We start from the raw sequence: 21,316 nt of genomic DNA on the forward strand, positions 1-21,316 counted from the left end.
TCGTGGTGATGGTGGGGCTGGCTCGGTGGTGGGAGTCGTGTGGGGGTGGGGTTTAAACAAAACCCCGCCCCCCACACCGCCCGGGGGCGGCGGCCCCACCCCGGGACCCCCGGCCGCGGCGACGCCTCCCCGACCCAGCCCTCCCCCGGCTCCCCGAACGCGGCGGAACGCTCCGCCCCGTACCGCTCCAACCCCTCACACCCGGGCCAGCCACGCACCGGGCTCGGGGCACCGCTGCCCGCGCTGCCTCCCAGCGCCGCCTGGCTGACCCCGGCACAACGTGCCGTACGCGAAGATGGCAGCAACTCCCTTGCCAGGGAACCTGGTTCGCCGCATCGCTCTCCCGGCGTCACGGCGCAGGACCGCGCGCCGCGTTCGGGCGACCCGTCCGCCGGAGTGGGGCAGGCGCCTCTGTTGGGAGCGGCTGGAGCACGGCAGGGTGGGGCGGTGTCGCCCGCCACGGAACAGGTGCACGGTGTGCTGGTCTCCCCCGCACTCGTCCAGCGCGTGGTGGCGCCGGCGCACCCGGCACCGGCCAGTCGACTGCCACGGGCCGACACCAACTCGCCCACACCGCACGTGACACCGCCCCGGCCCGGCGCCCGCACGACGCACGAGACCCGGGCCGTCCACGCGGCGCAGCAGGCTCACCCGTCCCGCGCCGCGCACGGTGCGCCGCGCACGGCCGCGGCCGAAGCTCCGCGATCCGGCACCCCGCGCGCCGGCGGGCCCATGCCGCTGGTCGTGGCCCGTTCCGTACGCGGCGACGGCGCCGAGGCCGGGGCCCCGGACGGCCCCGGGGTGCCGGTGGCGCGCGCGGTCCACCTGTTGGGTGCCCGTCCGCTGGTGCCGGGCCTCCGTCCGACAGCCGCGGCGACGTCACCGACACCCCGCGCCACCCGCCCGGTGGTGACGCCCCGCTGGCCCGGCGCCGCACCATCGGGACCGACCGAACCGCCCACCGGCGCACCCTCCTCGCCCAGCCCACACGCCACACCCACCCACGCACCCACACCCACACCCACACCCACACCCACACGCACAGGTTGGTCGCAACCATCCGCGCAGGTGCCTTACGCCCTCCAGCGCACACCCGCCGCGCCGGTGCCTCCGGGCAGCCCGCACACCACGTCGGCCGGCGCCCCGCCCGGGGCCGTACAGCGACTCCCGTCAGACCCGCCCCGCCCCGTACGGCCGAGTCCTCCGGGAACCCTGCCGGGGACGGCGGTGGCCTCCGGCGCCGTCCCGTCGTGGGCGCCACTGCCCGTGGCCGCGCCGCGCGCCGCGCCGTCCGGGCAGCTCCCGGGCGCCGCCGGGCCCGTACCGAGCGGCGGCCCAGCACACGCACCGGGCCTGCCGCCGGTACACGCCCGGTACCCGACCGCGCCGGCCACGGCAGCAACCACGGGGCCGTCCGCGCCGTCGGGACCGCGCGGGACCCCGGCCGTACAGCGTGCCCCGGACGGCGCGCCGCAGGGTGGTCCCGGCCCGGGCGCCGCCACCAGCGAGGTTCCGGCGGCCCGCCAGGAACTCGCCGCGGCGCAGGGCGCCGGCACCGCGCGCGGCCAGCCGGGCCAGCCTCCGGGGACCGACCTGGACGAGTTGGCCAGGCGCCTGCTGGACCCGGTCTCGCGGCTGCTGCGCGCGGAGTTACGGCGGGGCCGCGAACGGTCGGGCCGGCCCTTCGACGGGCGCCGCTGAGCAGGCGGTCCCGGCTGAGGAGCCACCTTCCGGCGGGCGCGCCGGGCCGACGGACCTGGCACCCCTACGCGGACCACTCGGGCAACCGGCGACACAGCCGGAAGCAAGAGGCCAGGCACCAGGAACCAGCCAACAGCCATCGCAAACAACCAACAGGCAGCAAGCAACAGGGAACAGGCGGCAGGCACAAGCCAACAAGCAACAAACAAGCACCAGCGATCGAAGCGGGACGAGGACGGGACCGAGGGACCTATGACGGACAGCATCTTCGCGACGAGCGTCTTCTTCCGCCTGGCCATCGGCGGCAATGACCTCGGCGCCTTCCACACCTGCTCGGGCATGGGTGCCGAGGTCGAGATGGAGCGCTACTCCGAGGGTGGCAACAACGGTTTCACCTGGCAGTTGCCCGGCCGGGTGAGCTGGTCGAACATCACCCTCACCCGGCCAGTCACCGCCGACACGGCGAAGATCGGCCGCTGGCTCGACGAGACGCTGCGCCGCGTCGAAGCCAAGGACGGCGAGATCGTGGCGCTCCGCCCCGACCTGACCAAGATCATCAGTTGGCAGGTGTTCGGCATCGTGCCCGTGCGGTGGCAGGGGCCGTCGTTCGACCCGAGCAGCTCGCAACCCGCGGTCGAAACGCTGGAGATCGCCCACCAGGGCCTGTCACCCGACTGAGCCGATCCCCCGGGTCCACCCCACCCACGACCGCCCCCGCCGAGCCCGACAGACCAGCCACCCCCCGGCACCCGCCCCAGCCAACCCGACCAGCCACCCACCGGCCGAGGCCAGACCACCCGCCCAGCCGACTCCACCAGCCACCCACCCACAACGCCGTTCGGCCACCACCGCCCGAGGCCGGCCTGCCAGCAACCCACCGGACACCCATCCATCGAGACCGGGCCAGACCAGACCGGCCACCCGACCGGGACCAGCCAAGGCCGAACCAACCAGCAACCCACCCACCAGCGACACCAGCCACTCAGCAAGCAGCAAGCAGCAAGCAGCAAGCAGCAAGCCAACACCACCAGCGAGCACACCCGCCGCGCAACAGGAAGGCACAGCATGTCCCCAGCGGTCCGTGCCAGCCGGGCCAGGGCCCAGCTCACGCTCAAGGAGCCGCCGACGGCCGTCGGGGCCAAGCCCGGCGGGGTGATCGCACGGCTCAACCTCCAGTTCAACCCCGGCACGCTGCAACTGGGCAAGACCACGGAGTGGCGGCGCTCCCCCTCGCGGATGGCGGGTCAGTCGGCGATGCCCGAGTTCGTCGGCAGCGGGCCGCGCACCCTGAGCCTGGAGGTCTTCCTTGATGCGACGGCCAAGCACGACGACTCGGTGGAGCGGGCCGTGGAGACGCTGATGAAGGCGTGCGTGCCGACCCCGAAGAGCCTGGGCCGCAAGAAGCCCGCGAGCCCGTGGGTGCGCTTCGAGTGGGGCACGGCGCGCACCACCTCCTTCGACGGTGTGCTGTCGAACCTGTCGGTCTCGTACACCCTCTTCGACGTCAACGGGACGCCGCTGCGCGCCACTTGTTCGCTCTCCATCGAGGAGGCGAGCACCGACCCGCCGGGCCAGAACCCCACCTCCGGCGCGCGCACGGCCCGTACGACGCACACGGTGGTCGCGGGTGACAGCCTGGCGATGCTGGCCTGGCGCGAGTACGGTGACGCGACGGCCTGGCGGGTCATCGCGGAGGCCAACGACATCGACGATCCGCTCGCGCTGCTGCCCGGCAGTCAGGTCGTGGTGCCTGCCGCGCGCACCGCGGCAGGCGAGGAGGCGTCGTGAACTCGGCCGAGTCGCACGGCGGCCGGTCGTTCACGGCCGACCCGATCGTGGAGGCGCCCGCCGAGGTGCCGAAGGACTGGGCCGAGCGCCTGGTGAGCTGTGTCGTCGACGAGAACGTGGGCCTGCCCGACACAGCGACGCTCAGCTACCGCGACGAGGGGCACGAGTTCCTGGCCGCGACCGGCATCACCATCGGCTCCCCGCTGCGGGTGTCGGTGGTGACCGCCCAGAACCAGGCGCGTGAACTTTTGTTCAGTGGCGAGGTCACCGCCCTGGAGCTCGACCAGGACGGCACCGGGGCGTTCACCGTACTGCGCGCCTACTCCAAGGCCCACCGGCTCCAGCGGGGCCGCAAGGTGGTGGCGTACCGGAACATGACGACCGCGGCGATCGTCCGCAAGGTCGCCGCCGGTGCCGGCCTGGCCTGTGGGAAGGTGCAGGCGCCCGCCATCACCCACCAGCACGTGTCGCAGGCCAACGTCTCCGACTGGGACTTCCTCCAGTACCTGGCGGGCGAGAGCGGTGCGCAAGTGCGGGTGGACGACAAGGGGTTGCTCCAGTTCACCCGGCCGCTGAAGGCGTCCGGCGCGCCCGCGCCGTCCACCTCGGCCGCGACCAACCCGCTGGTGCTCCAGTTCGGGAGCAACCTGCTGGCGCTGCGCGCCGGTCTCTCGGTCGCCGACGCGGCGGCGAAGGTGCAGGTGCGCGGCTGGAACACCACCACCAAGCGGCCGTTGGTCGCCGAGCAGCCTTCGGTGGTCAGCAGCGCGGTGGCGCCGGGTCTCAAGCCGCCGGGCGGCGCCAAGTTCGGCAAGCCCGCACAGGTCACCGTCGCCGACACGCCCTACCGCACGCAGGCGGAGGCGACGGCGGTCGCCCGGGCCACGGCGGAGCAGATCGGCGCGGGCTTCGCGGAGTTGGAGGCGGTGGTGGTGGGCAACCCGGCGCTGCGGGCGGGCAAGCCGGTCGCGCTGGGCAATGTGGGCCAGGCGTTCTCCGGCCGCTACACGGCGACCGCGGTGCAGCACGTGCTCGAACCGCACGGCGGCTACCGGACCACCCTGTGGGTGAGCGCCAGCCCGGACCGTTCCGTGGCCGGCCTGGTGACCGGCGCCAACGCGCCCGCCCGCGGGCCGCGCATGCCGGGCCTGGCCATCGGCGTGGTCACCGACGTCCGCGAACCCAACCGGTCCGAGCGGGGCGCGGTGCGCCTGACGTTCCCCTGGCTGGACGGCACGTACGTGACGGACTGGGTGCGCACCGTGCAGTGGGGCGGCAAGGGTGGGGGCGGCGTGTTCAGCCCCGAGGTCAACGACGAGGTGCTGGTCGGTTTCGAGCAGGGGCTGTTGGACTGCCCGTACGTCATCGGCGGGCTGTACAACGGCGTGGACAAGCCGTCGCCGCACGACGTACCGCTGATCGACCGGACCAGCGGGAAGGTCAACCGGCGTTCGGTGGCCTCACGTTCAGGGCACCGGGTGGAGTTGCTCGACGCGCCGGCGCCCGGCCCGTCGGGGCTGCGCCTGGTGACCGGCGACGAACGGCTTGAGGTGCGCGTGGACGACCGCCGCAAGCGGATCGAGGTGACGGTGTACGCGGGGCGGCGACGGGTCGCGACCTCCCTGGTCATGGACCGGCGGAGCATCACGCTGGACGCCGGGCAGGGGTCGGTGACCGTCAAGGGCCGCACCGTGGACATCCAAGGCACCACGGGCGTCTCCATCGACGGTGCCCGGGTCGGCGTGTCGGGAAAGACGCAGGTCACCGTAGACGGCGGGCTGCTCGGCGTGCTCAAGGCGAAGCTCATCCGGATCAACTGAAGGCCCCCGTACCCTCCCACCCAAGGAGTCCCAGATGCCTGCCGCAGCCCGCATCGGCGATCCCACCAACCACGGCGGTCGGATCACCGCGCCACCGCCCCCGGCCGCCGCGGCGGTGGCCCGCGTCCTGATCGGCGGCCAACCGGCCGCGGTCGTGGGCAGCCTGCACGTGTGTCCGCTCCTGCCGCACGCGGCCCTGGGCCCGGGCAATGTCGTCCTGCCGTCGCCGGCGGCTGCGGCCGGCGGCCTGGTCCTCATCGGCGGACTGCCCGCAGCGCGGATGGGCGACACCACGGCGTGCGGCGCACAGGTCCTGATGGGCGCGGTGAACGTGCAGATCGGAGGGGCGTTGTGAGTGACGCGTTCATCGGCCGTGGCTGGGCCTTCCCGCTGCGGGTCGGCGCGACCGGCGGCATCGCCCTGGTCGAGCGGGAGCGCGAGATCGAGGAGGCCATCCGGCTCGTGCTCGGCACGGCGCCCGGGGAGCGCCCGATGCGGCCCGAGTTCGGCTGCGGCATCCACGACTACGTGTTCGCTCCCGGCGACGGGGCCACCGCCGGCCGCATCGCCGGGCAGGTGCGCGAGGCGCTGGAGCGCTGGGAGCCGCGGATCACGGTGGGCGAGGTGCGCGTGGCCTTCGACTCGGTACAGGCCGGCACCCTCTACATCGACGTGCACTACACGGTGCGCACCACCAACGACCGGCGCAACCTGGTCTTCCCCTTCTACACCATCCCCTCCGACGAGGGCGCCGCCGACGGCGCCGAGGAAACGGTCCCGAGCTGATGGCCCTGCCTTCTCCCAACCTGGACGACCGGCGCTTCCAGCAACTGGTCGACGAGGCCAAGCGGTACGTGCAGCAGCGCGCGCCCGAGTGGACCGACCACAACGTCTCCGACCCCGGCGTCACCCTGATCGAAACCTTCGCCTACCTCGTGGACCAGTTGCTCTACCGGCTGAACCGGGTGCCGGAGAAGAACTACCTGGCCTTCCTCGACCTGTTGGACATCCGGCTGTTCCCACCCGGGGCCGCCAGCGCCGAGGTCGACTTCTGGCTGTCCGCGCCACAGCCGGAGACGGTGGTGCTGGCCGCCGGCACCGAGGTGACGACCGCGGCCGGCGAGACGGAGGAGGCCGTGGTCTTCGCCACCACCGAGCAACTCCGGATCGTCCCGAGCGAGTTGACCCGCCTGGTGACCGTGGAGCGCACCGGCGAGCAGAGTGACCGGACCGCGGCGCTGGCCGAGGCGCTGGACGTGCCCTGCTTCCAGGCGGCGCCCGAGCCGGGTGACGCGCTGTTGTTCGGACTGCCGACGGCGGTGCCGCGGTGCGTGGTGGCGGTGCGCCTGGACAGCCGCGTCGAGGGTGTGGGCGTGGACCCGCGGCAGCCGCCGCTGGCGTGGGAGGCGTGGGACGGCGGTCGCTGGCAGCGCTGCGAGACCGGCACGGACACCACGGGCGGCCTGAACCGGCCGGGCGAGGTCATCGTGTACGTGCCGGCCGGGCACACCGCTTCGGTGGTCGGCGGGGTACGGGGCGGCTGGCTGCGCTGCCGGGTCGTGGAGCCCGAACCCGGCCAACCCTTCTACTCGGTGTCGCCCACGGTGCGGGAGGCGGCCGTGTTCACGATCGGGGGCACCATGACGGTGGAGCACGCCGAGACGGTGACCGATGCGCCACTGGGCACCTCCGAGGGGGTCGCGGGGCAGTCCTTCCGGCTGGACCGCCCGCCGGTGTTGCTGGACGGGCCGCCGCCGGTGGTGGAGGTGTCATCGGCCGACGGCTGGCAGCGCTGGGACGTCGTCGATGACTTCGGCCGCTCCGGGCCGACTGACCGGCACGTCCAAGTGGACGCCACCACCGGCAGGTTCACCTTCGCCCCCGCGCTGCGCGAGGCCGACGGCACGCTGCGCGCCTGTGGCGCCGTACCGCCCAAGGGCGCACACGTCCGGGTGGCGAGTTACCGCACCGGCGGCGGCCCGCAGGGCAACGGGGCCCGGGGCGCCATCACCGTGCTGCGCAGCTCGGTGCCGTACGGGGCCGAGGGCGGCAACCGCGAGGCGGCGCGCGGCGGGGTCGCCGGGGAGACCGTCGCGGACGCCAGGCTCCGCGCACCGCGGGCACTGCGCACCCAGGGGCGTGCGGTGACCGCCGACGACCACGAGATCATCGCCCGGCAGGCGGCGCCTTCGCTGCGCCGGGTACGGTGCCTGCCGGCGGCCGACGAAGGAGGCGCGGTCCGGGTCCTCGTGGTGCCGGACGCGGTCGCCGACGAGGGCGACCAGCTCCGCTTCGAGCAGCTCGTCCCGAGCGACCAGGTCCTGCGGGCGGTGACGGGCGCACTGGACGAAGCGCGCCTGATCGGCACCCGACTGGTCGTCGAACCACCGGTCTACCAGGGCGTCACCGTGGTGGCCCGGTTGTCGGCCCGCCCCGGCTCCGAGCCCGACGCGGTGCGCGACGCCGCGCTCGCCGCCCTGTTCCGCTACCTCAATCCGCTGCACGGCGGCCCGGCGGGCGACGGCTGGCCGTTCGGGCGGCCGGTGCAGTACGGCGAGGTGTTCGGCGTCGTCCAACGCGCCGTGGGAGACGTGCTGGTGGAGGAGATCCGGATGTTCGCGGCCGATCCGATCACGGGCCGGCGCGGCTCCCCCGTCGACCGCATCGACATCGGGCCGGGCGCGCTGGTCTTCTCCTACCGGCACCAGGTGGTCGTGACCGGCGCCGCACCGCAGGACCGGCCGTGACCCGCGACGCCGTGCCCGGCCTGCGCAGCCGGCATCCGATCGGGGCACACCTGCCCGCCCTGTACGCCGAAGACGACCTGGCCCAACGGTTCACCGCCGGCCTCGACACGGTGCTGGCCCCCGTGTTCGCCACGCTCGACAACCTGCCCGCCTACTTCGACCCGCGGCTGACCCCGGCCGACTTCCTGGGTTGGTTGGCGTCCTGGATCGGCTGGGACGACGACCCGCGCTGGCCGTTGGAACTGCGCCGCGAGGCGACGATGCGGGCCCTGGAACTGCACCGCAGCCGGGGCACCCGACGGGGACTCACACAGGCGCTGCGCCTGGTCCTAGGGGTGGGCGCGGACGTACGGGGCGACGGCGCCGCGGTCTGGTCGCGCACGGCACAGTCGGAACTGCCTCCGCCACCGGCCGCCGAGATCGTGGTCCGGGTCTGGCCGCTGGAGGCGGCGACGGTCGACGTGGAGCGCGTCGAAGAACTCGTACGGGCCCTGTGCCCGGTCCACACACGGTGCCGCGTGGCGGTCCTGCCCGGACCACCGACGGCCGAGGGAGGCTCAACGTGAGGCGTGCGTGCCCGGCCTGCGGGTCCCCCAACGAGGCAGACGAGGACTTCTGCGGCAACTGCGGCAACTACTTGGGGTGGTCGACGACGACCGGGACGACGGGTGCGGGCGGTTCGAGTGGTGCGGCCGGCGTGGATGGTACGGGTGGCGTGGATGGTACGGGTGGCGTGGGGGGTACGAGTGGCGCCGGCGGCGCGGGTGGCATGAGCGGTACGGCTGGCGCGGACGGTGCGACCCGGATGGGCAGTACGGGCGACGCGGGTGCCACGGCTAGTACGAGTAGTACGGCTGGCACGGGCAGTACGGGCAGTACGGGTGGCACGGCCAGTGCGAGCGGTGCGGCGGGCGCGGCCGAGGCGGATGGCACGGGGGGTACGAGCGGCACAGGCGGTACGAGCGGCACTGTCGAGGCGAGTGGCGCGGCCGGTGGGACCAGTACGAGTGGTACGGCCCCTACGAGCGGTGCGGCCGGCGCGACCGGCACCGCTGGCGTGGCAGGTTCCGCCAGCGGGGCGAACCGGGCGAACACCGCCGACGAGACGAGCGGGGCGAACACCACGAGCGGGGCGAACTCCGCCGGCAGGGCGAACGCGACCGGCAGGGCGAACACGGCCAGCGCCGCGGACCGCACGGCGTCCCACCCAGCAGCTCCCCGCGCGGAGGGTGACGCCCCGTCAGGTCCGGCCGACGCCGCGGGCTCCGCAGCCCCGGACGGCAGCGCGGCAACTCCAGCCACCCCGACCACCGCGCCCGCGACAGCTCCCCCTCCCCCCACGGCTCCCGGCCGTCCCACCCCGGACACAGACCCACCGGCACTGAACGCCGCCGGGCCCGCTCGACCGGCCGCGCCGCGGGACGACCGATCCGGCAGGCCCGCAGCGCGCACGGACCCACCACGAAGGCCGCCAGCGACCCCGCCCACCCCCGCAGCCCCAGCCACCCCACCGACACCCCCGCCCACCGCACCGCCGTCCACCACACCACCGGCGACCAGCACACTCGCCGCGGACGGACCGCACCCCACCGGCCGCGCCCCCGTACCCGCGCAGCCGCCTGCACAGCCACCCGCACGCATGCCAGGCCCGGTGGAGCCACCGCCGGTGCGGCCCGCGTCCGCGGCCAGGCCCGATGACGACGCCCCCAAGCCGGTCAAGCCCGGCAAGGCGGTCGCGCCCCGCCCCACGGTGCGTCCGGTCACACCCGACGCACCCGCGACCGGCACACCCTGCCCGGCCTGTGGCACACCCAACCCGCCGCACCGCAAGTTCTGTAGCCGGTGCGCGGCACCGCTGGCCCGGGCCGCCGCGCCGGCCCCGCTCCCCTGGTGGCGGACGCTGTGGCCGCTGCGCCGGCGCGGCCGGGCGCGTTCGGGGCGGCTGGTGCGGCTGCTGGTGACGCTGACCGTCGTCGCGGCGCTGTGCGTCGGCGGCTATCTGCTGCTGCCGGCCGGGCGCCATCTGATCGAGGACACCCGCGACAAGTTGGGCAAGCCCAAGCCGCTGAGCCCGCAGCACACGTCGGCGACCGCCCAGCTCCCCGGCCACCCGGCGGGCAACACCACCGACGGGCTGCGCAACCGCTACTGGGGTGTGCCCGCCGCCGGCGCGAGCATCACGTACACCTTCGCCAAGCCGTTCCGGCTGTACGAGCTGATCATCACCAACGGCGCCGCGAACTCGGCCGAGGAGTACGCCCGCCAGGGCCGCGCACTGCGCATGGAGTTGGCGGCGACGACCCGGGACGGCCAGGTGGTCCGCAAGACCCTCACCCTGAACGACAAGGCGGGTCCGCAGTCGATGCCGATGGGCATCAGCGACGTCACGACCGTCCGCCTCACCCTCACCAACCCGGCCGGGTTGACGGCGGGCCGGCACATCGCCCTGGCGGAGGTCGAGTTCTTCAAACGCAAGTGAGCGATCCGCGCCCCACGGCGGGGCCGGCCCGCGGGACCGCTGCGTCCCCGCGGTTCGGCAGGTGAGGGCGCGGCGACGGCGTACGTCAGCCACCGGGACCCGGGCGGCGGCCGGCTTCCCCGCAGGTGCGCGGGCGACTGCGACCGCCGCGGGCGCGAGATCTCGCCGCCGTACGCCAAAGGCCGGTGGGGCCCCTCCCACAGTGGTACTCCTTGGCCCATGGAAGGCAACGGGAGGCACGCCAACTGGCTGTGGGGCATCCTCTGCGCGGGGTGTCTCGCCGCCCTGGCCATCTGGCTCGTGACACAGCGGCCGGGCGAGAGCGCCCTGGACGGCACGAGCCTGTTGATCGCACTGCCGGGGTTGCTCGTGGCCCTGTGGTCCGCGCACATGGCCCTGCGCACCCTGCGGGTGCAGACCCCGGACACGACCGCCCTCGCGGCGCTGTTGGCCCGCCAGGTCACCCTCGCCGAAACCAGGGAACGCACCCGCCTCATCGGGGACGTCGGCACCCCGATCGACGTGCCGTTCACGCTGCGGCCCGCGACACCGCCAGGGTGGAGATCACCCCCGTCAGCGCGGCCCGGGCCAGCGCCTTCATCTGCGGCCACACCAAGGACCCGGCCCGGTGGCTCGACGTACTCCGGGTACTGGACACCGACCCCGAAGGCCCGCTCTCCGAGGGGCTGTCGACGCCGTGGCGCCTGACGATGGCCGTCTCCCTCTACGAACGGCACGACCCGGGCGCCGAAGAGTCCCCCCGCGCCCCCGGCGACCTGCTCGATCCCGCACTCGCCAGCCCGGAGGCGGTGCGCGACCACCTCGTCGACCTGTTCCTCCACCACGCCGCCACCGACCGCGTCCCGCCGCCCGGTGCGATGGACAGGCCCCAGGTGCACGCCCGACTGCACGTCCTGGCCCGCCACCTCGAAGACAACATGGGGGGTGGCCGGGTGATCCGCGGTCGCGCGCTGTCGGGCATCGACCTCGTCCCCCACGAACTGTGGCCACTCGCCGGCAACCGACGGCTGCGCATGGCGCAGGTCCTGCTCTACCTCGTGGTCGTCAGCCTGGTCATCGCGGTGGGCATGCGCTTCCTGCCGGCGGATGTCGAGGACTACCCGGGGCTCAGGCACCTCCCCGACCAGGAACTCTTCCTCTACCTGCTGGCCCTCACGGCGCCGATCGTGCTCTTCGGGTGTGTCCAGGCGTGCGTCCGGGTGTGGCCGCAGCCGCACCGGCTGGACCCACCCGCGCTGCGCCGCCCCCGGGACTGGGTCCGCGCCCTGGTCTGGCTCGTGGGCGGCACCCTCGTCGGGTTCCTGGTCGCGGCTGCCGTCGGGGCGACGATCCTGCTGATCATCAACACCTCCAACGGCCTGGACAACAGGACCGTTCGCGAAGTGGACTGGGCCTGGACCTGGGAGCACGACGTCGTGCCCATGTTGACCGCTGTCGGCGTGTTCTTCGGACTGCCGGCCGGTTTTCTGTTCGGGCTCGTGAGCGGGCTGTTCCGCCGGGAGGTCTCGGAGGTCGGGGACCCGCGCCGGCTGATCCGTGACGACCTGGTCGTCGCCCTCGCCGTCACCCTGGTCATCGTCGTGGCACTCGGCACGTCCAATGCGTTCCTGACCACCGTGGACCTCTCCACCGTGCTCGACGCCAGCCTGGGGTACACGCTCTTCGTGCCGCTCGCCGGCGCACTGGCCGCCGTCACCGTCGGCCTGGCGAGCGTGCCCGCCAGCGTGCGCTACACCGTCTTCCTGCTCTTCACCCGCTTCGGGCGCAACCAACTTCCCTGGCGGCTGGGCCGGTTCCTGCACTGGGCCACCCAGGTCGGCATCATGCGCACCGCGGGCACCGCGTACCAGTTCCGGCACCGCGAGCTCCAGGACTGGCTCGCCAACCACCCCGCTCCCTGACCCACCCGCTCCCCCACCGCGCCGTACTGGCCGCAGCCGCGCCGTGGTCCCTCGGTCGAGGCGAGACAGCTCGGGGCCCTGGTCCCGCAGCGCGTACGGGTGGGTGTGTGTCCGACCAAGCACCCACACCGTGGGTGCTCCCCACTCCGCCCAGCAGGCTCGATATAGGGTGAATGGGACCGATCCACTACTCACGGCTGATCAGGTGAGTGGACGCGCACACGTCCGGGAAGGTCGCCCCGGCCTGGCCGTTTCCCGGCAGGCGCCGACCGTTTCGACCCCACAGGAGATGCCCGTGACGGCCCCCACCACCCCCGATCTGATGCCGGCCGCGTTCCTCGGCCACGGCAGCCCGATGAACGCCATCGACGCCAACCGCTACACCGCCGCCTGGGCGGCCTTCGGCCGGGCCGTTCCGCGTCCGCGCGCCATCCTGGTGGTCTCCGCCCACTGGTACATCCACGCCAGTGCGGTCACCGTGATGCCCCGGCCGCGCACCATCCACGACTTCTACGGGTTCCCCCAGCAGCTCTTCGACGTCCAGTACCCGGCCCCCGGGCTGCCGGGGCTGGTCGAGGAGGTCAGCGACGCGGTCAAGCCGACCTGGGTGGGTGCCGACGTCGAGAGTTGGGGGCTCGACCACGGCACCTGGTCCGTGCTCGTGCACGCCTTCCCCGCCGCCGACATCCCCGTCGTCCAGCTCAGCATCGATGCCAGCAAGCCGCTGGAATACCACTTCGAACTCGGCACCAAGCTGGCCGCGCTGCGTAACTCCGGGGTCCTGGTCATCGGGAGCGGCAACGTTGTCCACAACCTCGGGGGCATCGACTGGGGCCGGCCCGAGAGCGGTTTCGCGTGGGCGGAGCGGTTCGACGACAGCGCCCGGCACCTGATGCGCGACGAGCCCGGCGACAGCCTCAGCCTCCAGCACCACCCGGACTTCGCCGCCGCTGCCCCCACCCCCGACCACTTCATTCCGCTGCTCTACCTCTCCGGGCTCGCAGCGGCATCCGGGCAGAGCGCCGACGTCCTCATCGACGGCTACACCTACGGCTCCATCTCCATGACCGCCTACACCCTCGGCGTCACCTGCCCCGACCAGGCCGGCGGCTCTGGCGCCGCGGCGGCCCTGCCCGACGGCGTCCCCGCCGACGCCACCAACACCTGACGCCTGGCGGCTGGCGGCTGGCGGCTGGCGGCTGGCGGCTGGCGGCTGGCGGCCCGTATCGGAACGCCCGTACGTCGGCGGCTGGCTGCCCGTACGTCCCCGGCGCCCCTGTCACACCGCGCGGCAACCGCCCCGGTGTGACACGGCGTGCCGGTGCGGCGTCCACCACGGCGTACCGGCCGCCGACCTGCCGGTCCGTCTCCCGTCCCGCGCCCCCGTCACACCCTGCTCCCACCCTCAGCACACCCCGACTCCCACCCTGTGCACACCCCGCACACCGGCCCTGGCAGGATCGGGGCATGGGTTTGCAGCTAGTCGTGGGTGTGCTCGGGTATGCCGGCGACGACTTCACCGACCTGGTCCGCGCCGACAGCCCTGTACTGGGTGAGTTGCTGACGCAGGCGGGTGTCGGCCCGTGGGCGGAGCCCGCGTCGGGTGCGGGGCAGGGCGCGGAGTTCGAGATGTGGGGCTACTCGGGGTTGCACGCGCTGCGTCGGATCGCCGTTCACCTGGCGGCGGACGGGCGGCTACCGGAGCCACTCGGTGCGGACCGGCGCGCCTCCGAAGACCCCCTCCTGCGCCAGGCGTACGAGAGGGCCCCCAGCGATCCGCCGGGCCCCTTCGACCACCTGATCCACCACTCCGACTGCGAGGGTTACTACCTCCCGGTGGACTTCGCGCCCGTCATCGTCGACGACCGGGCGCGGGGCGGCTACCTCGGTTCCTCGGTGCGGCTGTTGGCCGAGGTCGGCAGGCTCGCCGATGCGCTCGGCCTGCCCGAGGATCTCGACCCCGACGGCGAGGAGGTCGCCGACGCGGCCGACGCCGTGGAGCCGGCGGCCGAGGGTTGGCAGCGGTACGGCGTGGAGTCCTTCGGCTGTCTCCAGCTCATGGCCGCCGCCCGGCACTCCCTCGCCACCGGTTCGGCCCTCGTCTTCGCGTGAGGGCGGCCCCTGGCTGACCGCGCACACCCCCGCGGCCAGGCAGGAAGCGGGGGCCAGCGCGCGGCAGGGCGGGCCGCCGCCCGGCCGCGGCTAGCGGGCAAGAAACGGGCCGAGTGCCGCCAGGAGTTCGGTGGGTGCCTCCAGCGGGATGAGGTGGCCCGCGGTGGCGAACTCGACCAGGGTGGCGCCGGGAATCCGGGTCGCGTACCGGCGGCCGATGTCCTGGAAGTCGGCGACGTCGAGCCCGCCGATGCCCACCAGGGTGGGTACGGCGATGGTGGCGACGTCCCCATCGGCGCCGTCCTGCCCGTGCGCCTCCAGCGCCGGCTGGTTGACGAGCGAGGTCCGCAGCGGGCCGCGAACCGCATCGACGAGGCCCGGGGCGACCTCGTCCCAGCCGCGAGCGGGCCCGCGCAGCCACATGTCCAGGTTGACCCGGACGGCGGCGTCCAACTCACCCGCGGCCAGCGCCTCCGTCTCGGCCGTGTCGTACGCGACCATCTCCGCGGACCAGTCGTATCCGGGCCACGGCGGGGCGAACAGGGCCAGCGAGTGCACCCGGCCCGGGTGGGTCAGGGTGAAGTCCACGGCCACCCGACCACCCCAGGACGCACCCACCAGCCGGACCCGTTCGTGGCCGATGTGGTCCAGGAGGCGGCGCAGGTCGTCCGTCTCGCTGAAGGGCCCGTTCGGTGGCGCGGACTGGCCGAAACCGCGCAGGTCGTACGTGATGACCGTGTGCCGTTCCGCCAGGGTCGGCACCACCGCGTCCCACATGTGGTGATCGGCGATGCCCGCGTGCACGAGCACGACGGGCGGCCCTTCGCCGGCGACGGTGTACGAGAGGTGGCCGAGGTCGTCGGCGAGTACGTGCATCCGCAGATGTTCGCAGGGCGCCCGTGCACGTGCCAACCGTTTACGGGTGGCTGGCTGCCACACCCTCGCGCGCCCTGCCCCGCCATCGGTTCAGCGTGGGCTCAGCGCCGCCGCAACCCTCCGTAGAGCACCGTGCCAAAGGTGGCGGCGAACAGGCCGATGGCCACCGGCACGCCGATCGGGTCGAAGCCGCGGCCGTCGGTGGCCTCCGCCCACGGGGCGAAGAAGCCGTGCGGGTCCTTGTACAGGACGATGTGTTGGCGCCGCTTGAACTGGCCGTGGCAGTTCTCCAACTGTGTCAGGTCCTGGACCTTCCCCGAGGTGTCCACCACCCGGCAGACGTAGCGGTCCTTGCCCCGGACGGAGTTGCCGTAGTTGGCGGTGTCGACCACCAGCGCGTCGACCTTGTCGCCGTACTGCTTGGCGTACGTCTCGTGCAGGACGTGCGGCACCCCGATGCCGAGCGCGGCCACGGCGACGGTGGCCAGGGTTGCGGCCCCGGCCCGGTTCCAGAAGCTGCCGACCAGCGCGGGGACGAGGAAGCCCACGACGACCATGACGCCGACGCCGAGCCAGGTCCAGGTGACCTTGGCGAGGAACGCGCCCAGCACCATCGCCACCGGAATCCCCACCGCCCACAGCAGCGAGTTCAGCGCTCTGGCCAAGGTGGCCTGCCGCTGCTTCGCGTCCTCCTGGGTGACTCCGGCGGTCTCGGTCGGCCCGGACGTTGCCACGCTGTTCCTCTCGTCGTGGTCGGCGGCGGTACTTGGCGTACGAAGTCACCTTAGGAGAAGCACCCACTGCCGGGTGCGGGACCGCCCGTACTCGTCCGGCGGCCGGCCCGCCCGGGCCCGGTCTCGCGGGCCCGGGCCCGTACGCACAGCGGAGGCCGCGCCGCCGGAACGTACCCTGTCTCCGTTCCCCATCAGGCAACTTGTAGAGAAACGGCACCATGAAGCACGCGCACAACAGCCAGCCCACGCGCCCGTTCCGCCGGTCAGGGACGGTGGCCTTCGCCGCAGTCACGCTGCTGTGTCTGGCGGCGACGACCGGATGCGGCGGGTCGGAGGACGGCGGCAAGGACAAGAAGGCGGAGAAGTCGGAGCAGGCCAAGCCCGCGCTGAAGCAGCGGCTCGACCAGCCCCGTGGGAAGGACCCGCAGGAGCTCCCGGCCCCGCCCGACACCGCGCCGTTCTCCGACCAACTGACCCACGAACTGCGCAAGCGGACGCTGGCCATGGCCGGCGTGGACGGCAAGACCACCGGTCAGTGCCCGAAGGGCATCGAGTCGAAGAAGGGAACCACCGTCACCTGCTCCACCACCTTCGCCGGCCAGCGCATCGACTGGCAGGTCACCATCGGCGACAAGGCCCTCCTGAACTCGGTCGAGTACCAGGCGACTCCGACGAAGGGCATCCTCACCCGCGAGGGCGTGGCCAAGCTCCTCTTCGGAAACTACAAGGGCAGCATCGAGTACGCCCTCTGCAACGACATCCCCGAGGTCGCGCTGGTCCCCCTGAACACGCAGACGTCGTACGCGTGCGAAACGGTGTTCAAGGGCGAGGAGCCGTCCGGCGCCAGCACCCCGATCCGCGCCACGGACTCCGGCCCCCGCGCCTTCTGACCCCGTACGCTCCCGTCCCCGGCCGGCCCGACCGGCCTGACCCGTCCCGTACCGACTTGGATGTTTGGCCCAGCCTGCTAACGAGGGGGGGGGGGGGGGGGGCGGGGGGGGGGGGGGGCGGGGGGCCGGGGGGCCCGGCCCCCGCCCGGGGGGCCGGGGGGGGCCCCCCCCCCGGCGCGCGGGCCGCGGCCGGCCGCTGCACCAGCGCCGGCGCGCCGCCCACCAGCGGTACTTCGGCACTGGTCCTGGCGAGGTCCACGGTCAGCCGCGGGGTGCTGTTCGGGGCCGTGATCAGCCCGCGGTCGGTGCCGGCGACGATCAGCGCGAGCCGGTGCCCGGCCTTGAGGACGTGGTCGCTGGCGGCCAGGTCCAGGGTGATGGTGTACGACTGACCCGGGGTCAGCGGGCGGCCGGTGTGGTCGTCGGCGTGGTTGCCGAGGTCGGCCCAGCCGCGGCTGAAGACGGTGTAACCCACCCGGCGGGTGTCGGCCCTGGTGTCCAGGAAGCAGGCGCTGTCGCCGGTCCTGCTCTCACCCCAGCAACTGCGGGTGGTGAGGTCGGTGATGCCTTCGCCGGCACCGGTGTAGTTGCGGATGGTGTCCGGACCGACGTCCACCAAAACGGCCGTCAGATGCGCCGAACGGGTGCTGGGCGTCGCGGTGACCCGGACCTTGGCCGAACCGGAGACCCGCAGGTCACGGGCGAGCGGCCGGGTGGTGAAGGCGACCTTGGCCGCGGTGCGCTGGTCGACGGCCGCCGCCCAGTCGGCCTCGCTCTGCCGCGGGTCGTCGGTGAAGGTCTCGGTGCTGCCGGGGGTGGCCTGGACGGTGCCGAGTTCGCCGACGCCGGGCGTCGTGCCGCTGCGCGGGCGCAGGGTGGTGGCCTGGGTGCCGGCGGCGGGCCAGGTCGCGTCGGTGGTCCAGCGGTCCACCTCGCGCTCGATGTCGGCCATCGGCTCCCGCTCGATGCCGTTGTCGACGCCCAGCAGGTAGTGGTCGAACCAGCGGTGGGCGGTCTTCACCCACTCCGCGCGGCGGATGTCGAACGGGTCGACGTGCCCGGCCTGCGTCAGCCAGATCTTGCGCTCGACGCCGGCCTTGGACAGCGCGTCCCACCACTGACCCAGGTGGTTCATCCGCACGTTGAGGTCCTGGCCGCCGTGCACGGCGAAGACGCTGGCCTTGACCTTGCCGGCGTCCGGCACGTAGTTGCGCGCGGTCCACAGCGAGGTCCAGTCGCCGGTGCGCGGCGCGCCCCGCACCAACTCGTCCTTGACCGCGCCGCAGCGCGCCGCCGAACCCGCGCTCTCCACGCCGCGGGCCAGCCCGTCGGGGCCGCCGTTGAAGTACGGGGCGCCCTTGGCGAAGTAGTAGTCGTACCAGGAGGAGATGGCGCCGATGGGCACGATGGTCTTCAGGCCGGGCACGCCGGTGGCGGCGACGCCGTTGGCGATGGTGCCGTCGTAGCTCTTGCCGATCATGCCGGTGGCGCCGGTGCTCCAGGTCGCGGCCGTCTTGGTGGTGCCGGTGCGGCTGGTGTACGCGGTGCCGGCGCCGTTCAACCACTCCACGACGGCCTTGGCCGATGCGATGTCGGACGGACCGCCGATGTCCACGCAGCCGTCCGAGCGGTTGGTGCCGGCCAGGTCGACCAGGACGGCGGCGTATCCGCGCGGCACGAAGTAGTTGTCGTAGTGCATCGGGAACTGCACCGCGGTGCCGGCGCTGTCGTAGGTCTTCTTCTGGCTCTCGTTGCCGCGCCCGCAGCACGAGTAGTACGGGCTGGCGTCCATGATCACCGGGACCTTACGGCCCTGGCGGGCGGCCTCGCCGGGCCGCACGATGTCGGCCGCCACCCGGTCGGATCGGCCGTCGCGGTCCAGGTCGAGACCGATGTCCACCCAGACGGACTCCCGGACGGCGTCCGCGTAGGAATAGCTCGGCCGGCTCGGATCGCCGGGTCTGGCCCCGTCCGCCGTACGGCTGCCCTGTGCGGTGGCCGTGGCGGCGAGTGAGGTCATCAGGGCGGTCACGACCGCCAATATGAGCGTCGTCCACTGGATGCGGGTGCCCCGCTGACGATTCAGCACGGGGCGGACGGTAGCGCGAGTGGCGGCACGGACAGAAGAGGGCGCGGGTCCGGTTTGGCCCGGTGCGACAGGAGTGATCTACGTCTGGCGCATGTCGATCACATGACAGTGAGCGCCATGGACATGTCCCTTCCGGTCAGAAATACATAAGGTCGTGGCCATCTCACCGGTCATCGTTCCTGACCAGGACTGATCGTTTCTGCACTGATCCGCACTGACTGAGTTGGAGGACTCGTGCGCTACAGATTCCTCGCCCCGAGCGCGGTTGCCGCCTGCCTGCTGCTGGCGATCCCGGCATCGGCCGCACAGCCCGCTCCGGGCGCCCCGGGCGTCGGTGACAGCTACTACCCGGAGAGCGGGAACGGCGGCTACGACGTCTCGCACTACGACCTGCGGCTGAAGTACCAGCCGAAGACCGACCTCCTTGAGGGCACGGCGACCCTGATCGCCACCACCAAGCAGCACCTGACCAGCTTCAACCTGGACTTCGGACTGCCCGTCAGCGAGGTGCGGGTGGGCGGCAAGAAGGCGTCGTTCAGCACCGCCGGCAAGCACGAGCTGGTCGTCACCCCGGCCACGCCGCTGGCCAAGGGCAAGCAGATCTCGGTCGTCGTCCGGTACGCGGGCAAGCCCTCCGAGCTGGCCATCGACGGCTTCACCGCCTGGGCCCGTACGCCCGACGGCGGGGTCATCGCGCAGGAGCCCGAGGGCTCCGCCTGGTGGTTCCCCGGCAACGACCACCCGACCGACAAGGCGACGTACGACGTCTCCGTCTCGGTGCCGGACGGCACCCAGGCCATCTCCAACGGCGAGTTGGTCTCGGAGTCGTCGAAGCTGGGTTGGACCCGCTACAACTGGCGCTCGGACAAGCCGCAGGCGACCTACCTGGCCACGCTCGCCATCGGCAAGTTCGACATCACCAAGGACACCACGGCCTCCGGCCTGCCGGTGATCAACGCCTTCAGCAAGGACCTGGGCGCCAACGACGGCGCGGCCCGCGCGAGCATCGAGCGCAGCACCGAGGTCACCGAGTGGCTGGAGACGGTCTTCGGGGCCTACCCGTTCAACTCGGTCGGTGGGTACGTGCCGAACGTGCCGGCCGGGTACGCGCTGGAGACCCAGACCCGCCCGTTCTACGGCAAGAAGGCGTTCGACCGGGGCAGCAACGTCTCGGTCGTCGTGCACGAGCTGGCCCACCAGTGGTACGGCGACAGCGTCTCCCTCAAGGACTGGAAGGACATCTGGGTCAACGAGGGCTTCGCGCGCTACAGCCAGTGGCTGTGGTCCGAGAAGGAGGGCGAGGGCACCGCGCAGGAGCTGGCCCAGTACGCCTACGACCAGCACCCGGCCGATGACCCGTTCTGGCAGGTCAAGCCGGGCGACCCGGGCCCGGACAACCAGTTCCACGGGGCCGTCTACGACCGGGGCGCCATCGCCCTCCAGGCGCTGCGCAACGAGATCGGCGACGAGGACTTCTTCGCCATCCTCAAGGACTGGCCGACCGCCAACAAGTACGGCACCGCCTCGGTGAAGGACTTCGTCCACTTCGCCGAGAAGGCGTCGGGCAAGCCGCTGGCCGAGCTCTTCGACACGTGGCTGTACACCGACAGCAAGCCGGCCACCGGCGTCGCCCACGAGGCGGGCATCGCCCGCAGCGCGAAGGCGTCCGCCGCCCCCTCGGCGACCGCGTCCCTGAAGCAGCCCAAGTCCTGGAAGCAGATCCAGGCCACCAACTCGGTGCACGACCACGGCGACCACGGCCACCAGCACTGACAGCCGCGGGGGGGGCCCCGCGGGGGCCCCCCCCCCCCGTCGGGGGGCGGCCCCCGCCGCCCCCCCCCCCGGCCGGGCGGGGCCCCGCCCCCCCCCGGCCCGCCCCCCGCCCCCCCGCCCCCCCCCCCCCCCCCCCCCCCCCCGACGTGCGTGTGCCGTACGGGCCCGTACGGGCATGCCCGTGGGCGGCGTCAGGCGCGGTCCTCCCGTGGGCGCGGGTGCCTCCGCGTGGCTCACGGCGCCCCGCGCCTGCCGCCAGCACCCGCGGCTCCGCACCGCCTGAGCACACACCCCGCACGCCCCGCCCCTCAGCCTTCAGCCCCCGTCCTCAGTCAGTTAAACCCATCAGAAGCTGCCGCAGCAACACCGTGGGTTTCTATAGGGG

Annotated in this window: 18 protein-coding genes; 14 read left to right on the top strand and 4 right to left on the bottom strand. The window is 73.2% G+C overall.

Annotated elements, in window-relative coordinates:
- The first annotated feature begins 447 nt into the window (after positions 1-447).
- The 8 genes from AAHZ94_RS08205 to AAHZ94_RS08240 all read left to right on the top strand — a co-directional run bounded on the left by AAHZ94_RS08205 (position 448) and on the right by AAHZ94_RS08240 (position 8,622).
- On the top strand, positions 448-1,701 hold the full coding sequence (locus AAHZ94_RS08205) for a hypothetical protein (RefSeq protein ID WP_349991770.1): 1,254 nt from the start codon (positions 448-450) through the stop codon (positions 1,699-1,701).
- A 252-nt stretch (positions 1,702-1,953) separates the two neighbouring features.
- A complete protein-coding gene (locus tag AAHZ94_RS08210; RefSeq protein WP_349991772.1) occupies positions 1,954-2,379 on the top strand; it encodes a phage tail protein in 426 nt (141 codons plus the stop codon).
- Positions 2,380-2,766: 387 nt separating this feature from the next.
- On the top strand, positions 2,767-3,489 hold the full coding sequence (locus tag AAHZ94_RS08215) for a CIS tube protein (protein WP_349991773.1): 723 nt from the start codon (positions 2,767-2,769) through the stop codon (positions 3,487-3,489).
- Positions 3,486-5,309, top strand: a complete 1,824-nt coding sequence (locus tag AAHZ94_RS08220; protein ID WP_349991774.1) for a VgrG-related protein — start codon at positions 3,486-3,488, stop codon at positions 5,307-5,309. Before AAHZ94_RS08215 ends, AAHZ94_RS08220 begins: the two co-directional genes overlap by 4 nt.
- A gap of 34 nt (positions 5,310-5,343) precedes the next feature.
- Complete coding sequence (locus AAHZ94_RS08225) at positions 5,344-5,664, top strand: PAAR domain-containing protein (RefSeq protein ID WP_349991776.1); 321 nt, start codon at positions 5,344-5,346, stop codon at positions 5,662-5,664.
- Positions 5,661-6,095, top strand: a complete 435-nt coding sequence (locus AAHZ94_RS08230) for a GPW/gp25 family protein (protein ID WP_349991777.1) — start codon at positions 5,661-5,663, stop codon at positions 6,093-6,095. Before AAHZ94_RS08225 ends, AAHZ94_RS08230 begins: the two co-directional genes overlap by 4 nt.
- Complete coding sequence (locus tag AAHZ94_RS08235; protein WP_349991779.1) at positions 6,095-8,056, top strand: putative baseplate assembly protein; 1,962 nt, start codon at positions 6,095-6,097, stop codon at positions 8,054-8,056. The genes AAHZ94_RS08230 and AAHZ94_RS08235 overlap by 1 nt, the downstream gene beginning before the upstream one ends.
- Positions 8,053-8,622, top strand: coding sequence for a phage tail protein (locus tag AAHZ94_RS08240; protein ID WP_349991780.1), 570 nt, complete (start codon positions 8,053-8,055; stop codon positions 8,620-8,622). The genes AAHZ94_RS08235 and AAHZ94_RS08240 overlap by 4 nt, the downstream gene beginning before the upstream one ends.
- A 67-nt stretch (positions 8,623-8,689) precedes the next feature.
- Here AAHZ94_RS08240 and AAHZ94_RS08245 read toward each other — a convergent pair whose 3' ends face one another.
- A complete protein-coding gene (locus tag AAHZ94_RS08245; RefSeq protein WP_349991781.1) occupies positions 8,690-9,253 on the bottom strand; it encodes a hypothetical protein in 564 nt (187 codons plus the stop codon).
- Between the two features lie 469 nt (positions 9,254-9,722).
- Between AAHZ94_RS08245 and AAHZ94_RS08250 the strand changes: the two genes are divergently transcribed.
- From AAHZ94_RS08250 to AAHZ94_RS08265, 4 genes are all read left to right on the top strand, one after another.
- Positions 9,723-10,535 (top strand): zinc ribbon domain-containing protein, encoded by an 813-nt coding sequence (locus AAHZ94_RS08250; protein ID WP_349991782.1) that lies wholly within the window; start codon positions 9,723-9,725, stop codon positions 10,533-10,535.
- 557 nt (positions 10,536-11,092) lie between these two features.
- On the top strand, positions 11,093-12,457 hold the full coding sequence (locus AAHZ94_RS08255) for a hypothetical protein (protein WP_349991784.1): 1,365 nt from the start codon (positions 11,093-11,095) through the stop codon (positions 12,455-12,457).
- Positions 12,458-12,752: 295 nt separating this feature from the next.
- Positions 12,753-13,625, top strand: a complete 873-nt coding sequence (ygiD, locus tag AAHZ94_RS08260; protein WP_349991786.1) for a 4,5-DOPA-extradiol-dioxygenase — start codon at positions 12,753-12,755, stop codon at positions 13,623-13,625.
- A gap of 299 nt (positions 13,626-13,924) precedes the next feature.
- A complete protein-coding gene (locus AAHZ94_RS08265; protein ID WP_349991787.1) occupies positions 13,925-14,569 on the top strand; it encodes a putative DNA-mimic protein in 645 nt (214 codons plus the stop codon).
- A 90-nt stretch (positions 14,570-14,659) separates the two neighbouring features.
- Here the strand turns inward: AAHZ94_RS08265 and AAHZ94_RS08270 are convergent, their stop codons facing one another.
- Together AAHZ94_RS08270 and AAHZ94_RS08275 are read right to left on the bottom strand one after the other, a co-directional pair.
- Complete coding sequence (locus tag AAHZ94_RS08270) at positions 14,660-15,445, bottom strand: alpha/beta fold hydrolase (protein WP_349991789.1); 786 nt, start codon at positions 15,443-15,445, stop codon at positions 14,660-14,662.
- A gap of 101 nt (positions 15,446-15,546) precedes the next feature.
- Positions 15,547-16,179 carry a hypothetical protein gene (locus AAHZ94_RS08275; RefSeq protein ID WP_349991791.1) on the bottom strand — a complete coding sequence of 211 codons (633 nt, stop codon included), beginning with the start codon at positions 16,177-16,179 and terminating at the stop codon, positions 15,547-15,549.
- Between the two features lie 218 nt (positions 16,180-16,397).
- On the opposite strand from AAHZ94_RS08275, the gene AAHZ94_RS08280 reads away from it, so the two are divergent.
- Positions 16,398-17,069, top strand: a complete 672-nt coding sequence (locus tag AAHZ94_RS08280) for a hypothetical protein (protein ID WP_349991792.1) — start codon at positions 16,398-16,400, stop codon at positions 17,067-17,069.
- Here AAHZ94_RS08280 and AAHZ94_RS08285 read toward each other — a convergent pair.
- Positions 16,999-19,089, bottom strand: coding sequence for a Xaa-Pro dipeptidyl-peptidase (locus AAHZ94_RS08285; protein ID WP_502964604.1), 2,091 nt, complete (start codon positions 19,087-19,089; stop codon positions 16,999-17,001). The genes AAHZ94_RS08280 and AAHZ94_RS08285 overlap by 71 nt on opposite strands.
- 303 nt (positions 19,090-19,392) lie before the next feature.
- Here AAHZ94_RS08285 and AAHZ94_RS08290 point away from each other — a divergent pair, with 303 nt between their 5' ends.
- Positions 19,393-20,931, top strand: a complete 1,539-nt coding sequence (locus AAHZ94_RS08290) for a M1 family metallopeptidase (protein ID WP_349991794.1) — start codon at positions 19,393-19,395, stop codon at positions 20,929-20,931.
- Positions 20,932-21,316: the final 385 nt, after the last annotated feature.

This window comes from Streptomyces sp. HSW2009 (assembly GCF_040240285.1).
Taxonomy (GTDB): Bacteria; Actinomycetota; Actinomycetes; order Streptomycetales; family Streptomycetaceae; genus Streptomyces.

What these genes read in the sequence shown, in the direction of transcription:
- AAHZ94_RS08210 (WP_349991772.1), top strand. Translation starts at nt 1,954, where the DNA reads ATGACGGACAGCATCTTCGCGACGAGCGTCTTCTTCCGCCTGGCCATC.
- AAHZ94_RS08215 (WP_349991773.1), top strand. Translation starts at nt 2,767, where the DNA reads ATGTCCCCAGCGGTCCGTGCCAGCCGGGCCAGGGCCCAGCTCACGCTC.
- AAHZ94_RS08225 (WP_349991776.1), top strand. Translation starts at nt 5,344, where the DNA reads ATGCCTGCCGCAGCCCGCATCGGCGATCCCACCAACCACGGCGGTCGG.
- AAHZ94_RS08235 (WP_349991779.1), top strand. Translation starts at nt 6,095, where the DNA reads ATGGCCCTGCCTTCTCCCAACCTGGACGACCGGCGCTTCCAGCAACTG.
- AAHZ94_RS08265 (WP_349991787.1), top strand. Translation starts at nt 13,925, where the DNA reads ATGGGTTTGCAGCTAGTCGTGGGTGTGCTCGGGTATGCCGGCGACGAC.
- AAHZ94_RS08270 (WP_349991789.1), bottom strand. Translation starts at nt 15,445, where the DNA reads ATGCACGTACTCGCCGACGACCTCGGCCACCTCTCGTACACCGTCGCC.
- AAHZ94_RS08280 (WP_349991792.1), top strand. Translation starts at nt 16,398, where the DNA reads ATGAAGCACGCGCACAACAGCCAGCCCACGCGCCCGTTCCGCCGGTCA.
- AAHZ94_RS08285 (WP_502964604.1), bottom strand. Translation starts at nt 19,089, where the DNA reads ATGACCTCACTCGCCGCCACGGCCACCGCACAGGGCAGCCGTACGGCG.